Below are 6,641 nucleotides of genomic sequence, written 5' to 3'. Positions count from 1 at the left end.
GCGCTCTCGCGCAGCCTGGGCCGCGCGCCGCGCATCGGCGTGGCGGGGCTCAATCCGCACGCGGGCGAGGGCGGCCTGTTCGGCCCTGAAGAGTTGGAAGTGATCGCCCCGGCCGTCGAGGCCGCGCGCCGCCTGGGCGTGGACGCGCACGGCCCCTACGCCCCCGACACCATCTTCATGCGGGCACGCCACACGCCGCAGCGCGCGGGCGAGTTCGATGCCGTGCTGGCGATGTACCACGACCAGGGACTGATACCGGTCAAGTACCTGGGCGTGGACAAGGGCGTGAACGTGACGCTCGGCCTGCCGCTGGTGCGCACCAGCCCCGACCACGGCACGGCATTCGACATCGCCGGCCAGGGCATCGCGGATGCCTCCAGCCTGATCGAGGCCGTGCGCATGGCGCGGCGGCTGGCCTCGGCCGCCTGAGCGGCCGGAAGGCCGCCTGCGCCGGGTGCTCCGGGCGCGCCGCGCGCCCGGCCTTTCAGCGCTTGAGGCTGTCGCGGATCTCGCGCAGCAGCACGATGTCTTCCGGCGTCGCCACCGGGGCCGGTGCGGGTGCTGGCGCCTGGCGCTTGAGGCGGTTGATCTGCTTGACCATCATGAAGATGATGAAAGCCAGGATCAGGAAGTTGACCGCCACGGTGATGAAGTTGCCGTAGGCCAGCACCGGAACGCCGGCCTTCTTGAGCGCGTCCAGCGTCTGCGGCACGCCGGGCGGCACGGTGCCCAGCACCACGAACAGGTTGGAGAAATCCAGCCGGCCGAAGACCAGCCCCACCACCGGCATGATCAGGTCGCTGACCACCGAATCGACGATCTTGCCGAAGGCGCCGCCGATGATCACGCCGACCGCAAGGTCTACCACATTACCTTTGATCGCGAACTCTTTGAATTCCTTTGCGATGCTCATTTCGCCCCTCCTTGATATAGCTGAAAACCCTCGCAGTATTGCGCAGGTTGAGGGGTGTTAACGCCTAGGAATACCCATTTTCACTCCGCTACAATTCCGCGATTGCCCCACCCAGCGAAGTACAACGAGGACACCCATGAGTGAAACTCCTATCGACTCCAGCAAGCGGACGTGGCTCATCGCCTCTGGCTGCGCTGGTGCCGTGGGCGGCGTAGCAACCGCCGTACCGTTCGTGAGCACGTTCCAGCCTTCCGAGAAGGCCAAGGCGGCAGGCGCCGCGGTCGAAGTCGATATTTCCGATCTCAAGCCGGGCGAGAAAATCACGGTCGAATGGCGTGGCAAGCCCGTGTGGATCATCAAGCGCACGCCCGACCAGCTCGCCGCGCTGCCCTCGCTGGATGCGCAGTTGGCCGACCCGAAGTCGGAGCGCAAGCCGAGCGAACTCACCCCCGAATACGCCCGCAACGAGGCACGTTCCATCAAGCCTGAAATCCTCGTGGCCGTGGGCATCTGCACCCACCTGGGCTGCTCGCCTTCGGACAAGTTCGTGCCCGGTGCACAGCCCTCGCTGCCCGACGACTGGAAGGGCGGCTTCCTGTGCCCCTGCCACGGTTCCACGTTCGACATGGCCGGCCGCGTTTTCAAGAACAAGCCGGCGCCGGACAACCTGGAAGTGCCTCCCCACATGTACCTGTCGGAGACCAAGCTCCTGATCGGTGAAGACAAGAAGGCATGAGGGAACACGACATGGCCCACGAATTCAAGGACATCTCCCCCAACGCCTCCACCGGCGCCAAAGTCACCAACTGGTTCGAGAACCGGTTCCCGACCGCGTTCGACGCCTACCGCGTCCACATGTCGGAGTACTACGCGCCGAAGAACTTCAACTTCTGGTACATCTTCGGCTCGCTGGCCCTGCTGGTGCTGGTGATCCAGATCGTCACCGGCATCTTCCTGGTGATGCACTACAAGCCCGACGCTGCGAAGGCCTTCGAGTCGGTCGAGTACATCATGCGCGACGTGCCGTGGGGTTGGCTGATTCGCTACATGCACTCCACGGGCGCCTCGGCGTTCTTCGTGGTGGTGTACCTGCACATGTTCCGCGGGCTGCTCTACGGCTCGTACCGCAAGCCGCGCGAACTGGTCTGGATCTTCGGCTGCGCCATCTTCCTGGCGCTCATGGCCGAGGCGTTCATGGGCTACCTGCTGCCCTGGGGCCAGATGTCGTACTGGGGCGCCCAGGTGATCGTGAACCTGTTCGCGGCCATCCCCTTCATCGGCCCCGACCTCGCGCTGCTGATCCGCGGCGACTACGTGGTGGGCGATGCCACGCTGAACCGCTTCTTCAGCTTCCACGTGATCGCCGTGCCGCTGGTGCTGCTGGGCCTGGTGGTGGCGCATCTGCTGGCGCTGCACGACGTGGGCTCCAACAACCCCGACGGCGTGGAGATCAAGGGCCCCAACGCCCCCCGCGACGACAAGGGCCACCCGCTGGATGGCATCCCGTTCCACCCCTACTACACGGTGCATGACATCTTCGGGGTCTGCGTGTTCCTGTTCATCTTCTCGGCCGTGGTGTTCTTCGCGCCCGAGTTCGGTGGCTACTTCCTCGAGTACAACAACTTCATCCCGGCCGATCCGCTCAAGACGCCCGCGCACATCGCGCCCGTCTGGTACTTCACGCCGTTCTATTCCATGCTGCGCGCCATCACCAGCGAGATGATGTACGCCCTCATCGCGTGCGTGGTGCTGGCCGCCGGCTTCGGCGTGGTCAAGGGCCGCCTGCCGGTTTTCATCAAGGTGGCGATCGTGGCCATCGCGGCAGCGGCCATCGCCCTCATGCTGTCGATCGACGCCAAGTTCTGGGGCGTGGTCGTGATGGGCGGCGCCGTCATCATCCTGTTCTTCCTGCCCTGGCTGGACATGAGCCCGGTCAAGTCGATCCGCTACCGTCCGGGCTGGCACAAGTACCTGTACGGCATCTTCGTGATCAACTTCGTCGCACTGGCCTATCTGGGCGTGCAGCCACCGTCGCCGCTGGGTGAGCGTGTCTCGCAGGTCGGCACGCTGTTCTATTTCGGTTTCTTCCTGCTCATGCCCTGGTGGAGCCGGCTCGGCGAGCCCAAGCCCGTGCCGGACCGCGTGATCTTCAAGGCGCATTGAGCAGGCAGGAGACCCATCCCATGAAAAAAATCATCCTCACGCTGATCGCGGCCCTGGGCATCGCCACGGGCGCGCAGGCTGCCGAAGGCGGCATCGCCTGGGACAAGGCACCTGTCCAGACCAACGACACGGCCTCGCTGCAAAACGGCGCCAAACTGTTCGTCAACTACTGCCTGAGCTGCCACTCGGCCGCGTTCATGCGGTTCAACCGCCTGAAGGACATCGGCCTCACCGACCAGCAGATCAAGGACAACCTGCTGTTCACCACCGAAAAGGTGGGCGAGACCATGAAGTCCACCATCGATCCGCGCCAGGCCAAGGACTGGTTCGGCGCCAATCCGCCCGACCTCACGGTGATCGCCCGCTCGCGCGCCGGCCATGGCGGAACGGGGGCGGATTACCTCTATACCTTCCTGCGCACTTTCTACCGCGACGAGACCAAGGCCACGGGATGGAATAATCTCGCCTTCCCGAGTGTCGGCATGCCTCACGTGCTCTGGCAATTGCAGGGCGACCGACGCCCCGTGTTCGAACAGCAGGAGAGCCATGGCCACAAGACGGAAGTCTTCAAAGGCTGGACGCAGGTGAGTCCGGGCACAATGAGCCCCCTCCAATACGACCAGGCCGTGGGTGATCTCGTCAATTACCTGCAATGGATGGGCGAGCCAGCGCAAAATACCCGGTTGCGCGTCGGCGTCTGGGTTTTGATTTTCCTCGGTGTGTTCACGGTGATTGCCTGGAGGCTCAACGCAGCTTTCTGGAAAGACATCAAGTAACCGCACCAACCGCCTGCGGCGCCAGACCTGGCGCTGCCCAGGTTTTCAGAGTGGACGCATCCTGCGCCCACTCTTTTTGATTTTTAGGAGCCTCTCACCATGATGGTGCTTTATTCGGGTACGACCTGTCCCTTCTCCCATCGCTGCCGTTTCGTTCTGTTCGAGAAGGGAATGGACTTCGAGATCCGCGATGTGGACCTGTACAACAAGCCCGAAGACATCAGCGTGATGAACCCCTACGGACAGGTGCCGATCCTGGTCGAGCGCGACCTGATCCTGTACGAGTCGAACATCATCAACGAATACATCGACGAGCGCTTCCCGCATCCGCAACTGATGCCCGGCGACCCGGTGGACCGCGCCCGCGTGCGCCTGTTCCTGCTGAACTTCGAGAAGGAACTGTTCGTTCACGTGAACATCCTCGAATCGCGTGCCACCAAGGGCAACGAGAAAGCGCTGGAAAAAGCCCGCGCCCACATCCGCGACCGTCTCACGCAACTGGCGCCCGTGTTTCTCAAGAACAAGTACATGCTGGGCGAGAATTTCTCGATGCTGGACGTGGCCATCGCGCCGCTGCTCTGGCGCCTGGACTACTACGGCATCGACCTGAGCAAGAACGCCGCGCCGCTGCTCAAGTATGCTGAGCGCATCTTCTCGCGTCCTGCGTACATCGAAGCGCTGACGCCTTCCGAAAAAGTCATGCGCAAGTGATTGCGCAATCCTTCCTTCCCGCACGCCACCATGATGAACGCCCAGGATTCCACCTCCACTCGCCCCTATCTCATCCGGGCCTTGTATGAGTGGTGCACCGACAACGGGCTCACGCCCTACGTTGCCGTGCGGGTGGACGACTCGGTGCAGGTGCCGCGCGAGTATGTGAAGGATGGCGAGATCGTGCTCAACATCAGCTACGACGCGACCAGCGCGCTGCAGCTGGGCAACGATTTCATCGAGTTCAAGGCGCGCTTCGGCGGCAAGCCGCGCGACATCATGGTCCCCGTGGGCCGCGTGATCGCCATCTACGCGCGCGAGAATGGCCAGGGCATGGCCTTTCCGCCGCCGGTGGACGTGCTGGAGCCGAGCGAAGGCGGCGTGCTGTCTTCCTCGGTCCTCAGCACGGCCACCTCCGCACCCGCGGAGTCCGAGTCTTCGACGGGCGCGGACGACCGTGTGGTGCAGCTGGTGTCCACCGATTCGCCTCCGGACGACGGTGGTGCGCCGCCCCGGCCCACTTCGCCGGGCTCCGGTGGCCGGCCCTCGCTCAAGCGCGTCAAATAGCGTTGCCATGCGGCTGCGGCGCATTTCGCGCGGCTAGAATGCAGCCTTCGCCGATTTAGCTCAGTTGGTAGAGCACCCGCCTTGTAAGCGGTAGGTCGTCAGTTCGATTCCGACAATCGGCACCATCTTTCCCTCTTTTCGTCTCCCCCTTTGCCATGCCTTCCCTTGCGGGCTTCAGGTTTGGATTTTGAGGCGAATGGAGTTAACCTCCCACCCCCGAGTGCGCAAATGCGCCTGCAAGGCAGGCAGCAGCTGACGCACCTTGGCCGCCGCTGCGTTGCTGCGCACTAGCAGGCACCATGTCGGGCCTTCGATCGGCCCTGCCTGAATGGCGGGTCGCAAAGTGGGTGGGATCAATGGCTCGATGGCCTTGAGCCGCTCCGTGGATTCGCGCGTCAGTGCTGCCAGCTTGGCCAATGTGGGGGATTCCTCCGTGGCTTGAAGCAGGGTGACGGCTTGGTGACGGCGGTTCATGGCAATGCGCCGCGCGGCGCGGAGAAATGTAGTGCACTTGATTATCACGGACGCCCGGCTGGCGCGAAGCCGGGCCATACACCTGACAGGGACACGGCTCATGGCGGCGGGCTTGCTGGTCTCGTTCAGCATCATGCTGGTCGCGGCCATGCTCTACCACTGGGTCTTTCTCAAGGGCGCGCGCGAAGGCTGGCCCATCGTCGGGTCGCTGGTCAAGCTGGTGGCCAAGGACGAAATGGAAGAGCGCGACCGCTTCATGCGCGCCAACCTTGACGCCATGGCGCGCAAGGTCGGCGAGATGCAGGCTCGGGTCATGCAGCTGGAATCGCTGGGCGAGCGGGTGCTGGGGCTGGCGGGCATGCCGGCGTCGGAACTGTCCCGGCCGCCCGGGCAGGGCGGTGCGCTGGTGTCGGGCCATCCCATGGACATGCAGGAGCTGGAGCGCACGCTGGACGACCTGGCCCAGCTCACGGACCGCCGGGTGGACCTGATGACCGTGGTGGAATCGCGGCTGTTCGACCAGCACATCCGAAAGCACATGGTGCCGACGCAGGCGCCGGTGCTGGGCAAGCTTCCCGGCTCGGCGTTCGGCTGGCGCATCGATCCCATCACGGGCCACTCCGCCCTGCACACGGGATTGGACTTCCAGGCGGACACGGGCACGCCCATCCTCGCGGCGGCTGGAGGCGTGGTGGTCGCGCAGGAGTACCACCCCGCCTACGGCAACATGATCGAGGTGGACCACGGCAATCAGCTGGTCACCCGCTATGCACATGCCTCCAAAACGATGGTCAAGCGCGGCGACCTCGTGCGCCGCGGGCAGAAGATCGCCGAGGTCGGCACGACGGGCCGCTCCACCGGCCCCCACCTGCATTTCGAAGTGCTGGTGCAGGGCGTTCCGCAGGATCCGCAAAAATTCCTGATGGCCGGAGCCCAGGCGCCCTCCACCCGCGTGGCCAGTGCCGGACCGGCCCAAAAGGCCGATGGCCAGCCCGTCACCCCGCGCAGGTAAAATCTGCGGTCCGGACCTGCCGACC

Annotated in this window: 9 protein-coding genes and 1 tRNA gene; 8 read left to right on the top strand and 2 right to left on the bottom strand. The window is 64.3% G+C overall.

Translation table 11 applies throughout. The features are described 5' to 3' along the window. The coding region (locus tag AC27IQ_RS04540; RefSeq protein ID WP_487088513.1) for a PdxA family dehydrogenase at nucleotides 1-429 on the top strand (429 nt) is incomplete at its 5' end. Between the two features lie 55 nt (nucleotides 430-484). Here the strand turns inward: AC27IQ_RS04540 and mscL are convergent. Continuing rightward, on the bottom strand, nucleotides 485-913 hold the full coding sequence (gene mscL, locus AC27IQ_RS04535) for a large conductance mechanosensitive channel protein MscL (RefSeq protein ID WP_272548939.1): 429 nt from the start codon (nucleotides 911-913) through the stop codon (nucleotides 485-487). A gap of 136 nt (nucleotides 914-1,049) precedes the next feature. Between mscL and petA the strand changes: the two genes are divergently transcribed. From petA to AC27IQ_RS04505, 6 genes are all read left to right on the top strand, one after another. After that, nucleotides 1,050-1,649 carry a ubiquinol-cytochrome c reductase iron-sulfur subunit gene (gene petA / locus AC27IQ_RS04530; protein ID WP_272565535.1) on the top strand — a complete coding sequence of 200 codons (600 nt, stop codon included), beginning with the start codon at nucleotides 1,050-1,052 and terminating at the stop codon, nucleotides 1,647-1,649. 11 nt (nucleotides 1,650-1,660) lie between these two features. Beyond that, nucleotides 1,661-3,076, top strand: coding sequence for a cytochrome b (locus AC27IQ_RS04525; RefSeq protein ID WP_284405471.1), 1,416 nt, complete (start codon nucleotides 1,661-1,663; stop codon nucleotides 3,074-3,076). Nucleotides 3,077-3,096: 20 nt separating this feature from the next. Continuing rightward, nucleotides 3,097-3,852 (top strand): cytochrome c1, encoded by a 756-nt coding sequence (locus tag AC27IQ_RS04520; RefSeq protein ID WP_272565533.1) that lies wholly within the window; start codon nucleotides 3,097-3,099, stop codon nucleotides 3,850-3,852. A gap of 99 nt (nucleotides 3,853-3,951) precedes the next feature. After that, entirely contained in the window at nucleotides 3,952-4,563 is a 612-nt protein-coding gene (locus tag AC27IQ_RS04515; protein ID WP_272565532.1) for a glutathione S-transferase N-terminal domain-containing protein, read from the top strand. A gap of 33 nt (nucleotides 4,564-4,596) precedes the next feature. Then, nucleotides 4,597-5,130 carry a ClpXP protease specificity-enhancing factor gene (locus AC27IQ_RS04510; RefSeq protein WP_487088519.1) on the top strand — a complete coding sequence of 178 codons (534 nt, stop codon included), beginning with the start codon at nucleotides 4,597-4,599 and terminating at the stop codon, nucleotides 5,128-5,130. 49 nt (nucleotides 5,131-5,179) lie between these two features. Further along, nucleotides 5,180-5,255 (top strand) — tRNA-Thr (locus tag AC27IQ_RS04505). A 49-nt stretch (nucleotides 5,256-5,304) separates the two neighbouring features. On the opposite strand, the gene AC27IQ_RS04500 is transcribed toward AC27IQ_RS04505, so the two are convergent. Beyond that, complete coding sequence (locus tag AC27IQ_RS04500) at nucleotides 5,305-5,604, bottom strand: hypothetical protein (RefSeq protein ID WP_272565530.1); 300 nt, start codon at nucleotides 5,602-5,604, stop codon at nucleotides 5,305-5,307. Between the two features lie 4 nt (nucleotides 5,605-5,608). On the opposite strand from AC27IQ_RS04500, the gene AC27IQ_RS04495 reads away from it, so the two are divergent. Next, a complete protein-coding gene (locus tag AC27IQ_RS04495) occupies nucleotides 5,609-6,616 on the top strand; it encodes a M23 family metallopeptidase (RefSeq protein ID WP_487088517.1) in 1,008 nt (335 codons plus the stop codon). Nucleotides 6,617-6,641 lie beyond the last annotated feature (25 nt).

It is taken from the genome of Acidovorax sp. KPB24-07, assembly GCF_057543315.1.
The sequence above is the reverse complement of the archived record's forward strand: the minus strand, read 5'-3'. Positions and strand labels throughout refer to the sequence as shown.

What these genes read in the sequence shown, in the direction of transcription:
- mscL (WP_272548939.1), bottom strand. Translation starts at nt 913, where the DNA reads ATGAGCATCGCAAAGGAATTCAAAGAGTTCGCGATCAAAGGTAATGTG.
- petA (WP_272565535.1), top strand. Translation starts at nt 1,050, where the DNA reads ATGAGTGAAACTCCTATCGACTCCAGCAAGCGGACGTGGCTCATCGCC.
- AC27IQ_RS04525 (WP_284405471.1), top strand. Translation starts at nt 1,661, where the DNA reads ATGGCCCACGAATTCAAGGACATCTCCCCCAACGCCTCCACCGGCGCC.
- AC27IQ_RS04520 (WP_272565533.1), top strand. Translation starts at nt 3,097, where the DNA reads ATGAAAAAAATCATCCTCACGCTGATCGCGGCCCTGGGCATCGCCACG.
- AC27IQ_RS04515 (WP_272565532.1), top strand. Translation starts at nt 3,952, where the DNA reads ATGATGGTGCTTTATTCGGGTACGACCTGTCCCTTCTCCCATCGCTGC.
- AC27IQ_RS04510 (WP_487088519.1), top strand. Translation starts at nt 4,597, where the DNA reads ATGAACGCCCAGGATTCCACCTCCACTCGCCCCTATCTCATCCGGGCC.
- AC27IQ_RS04500 (WP_272565530.1), bottom strand. Translation starts at nt 5,604, where the DNA reads ATGAACCGCCGTCACCAAGCCGTCACCCTGCTTCAAGCCACGGAGGAA.
- AC27IQ_RS04495 (WP_487088517.1), top strand. Translation starts at nt 5,609, where the DNA reads ATGCGCCGCGCGGCGCGGAGAAATGTAGTGCACTTGATTATCACGGAC.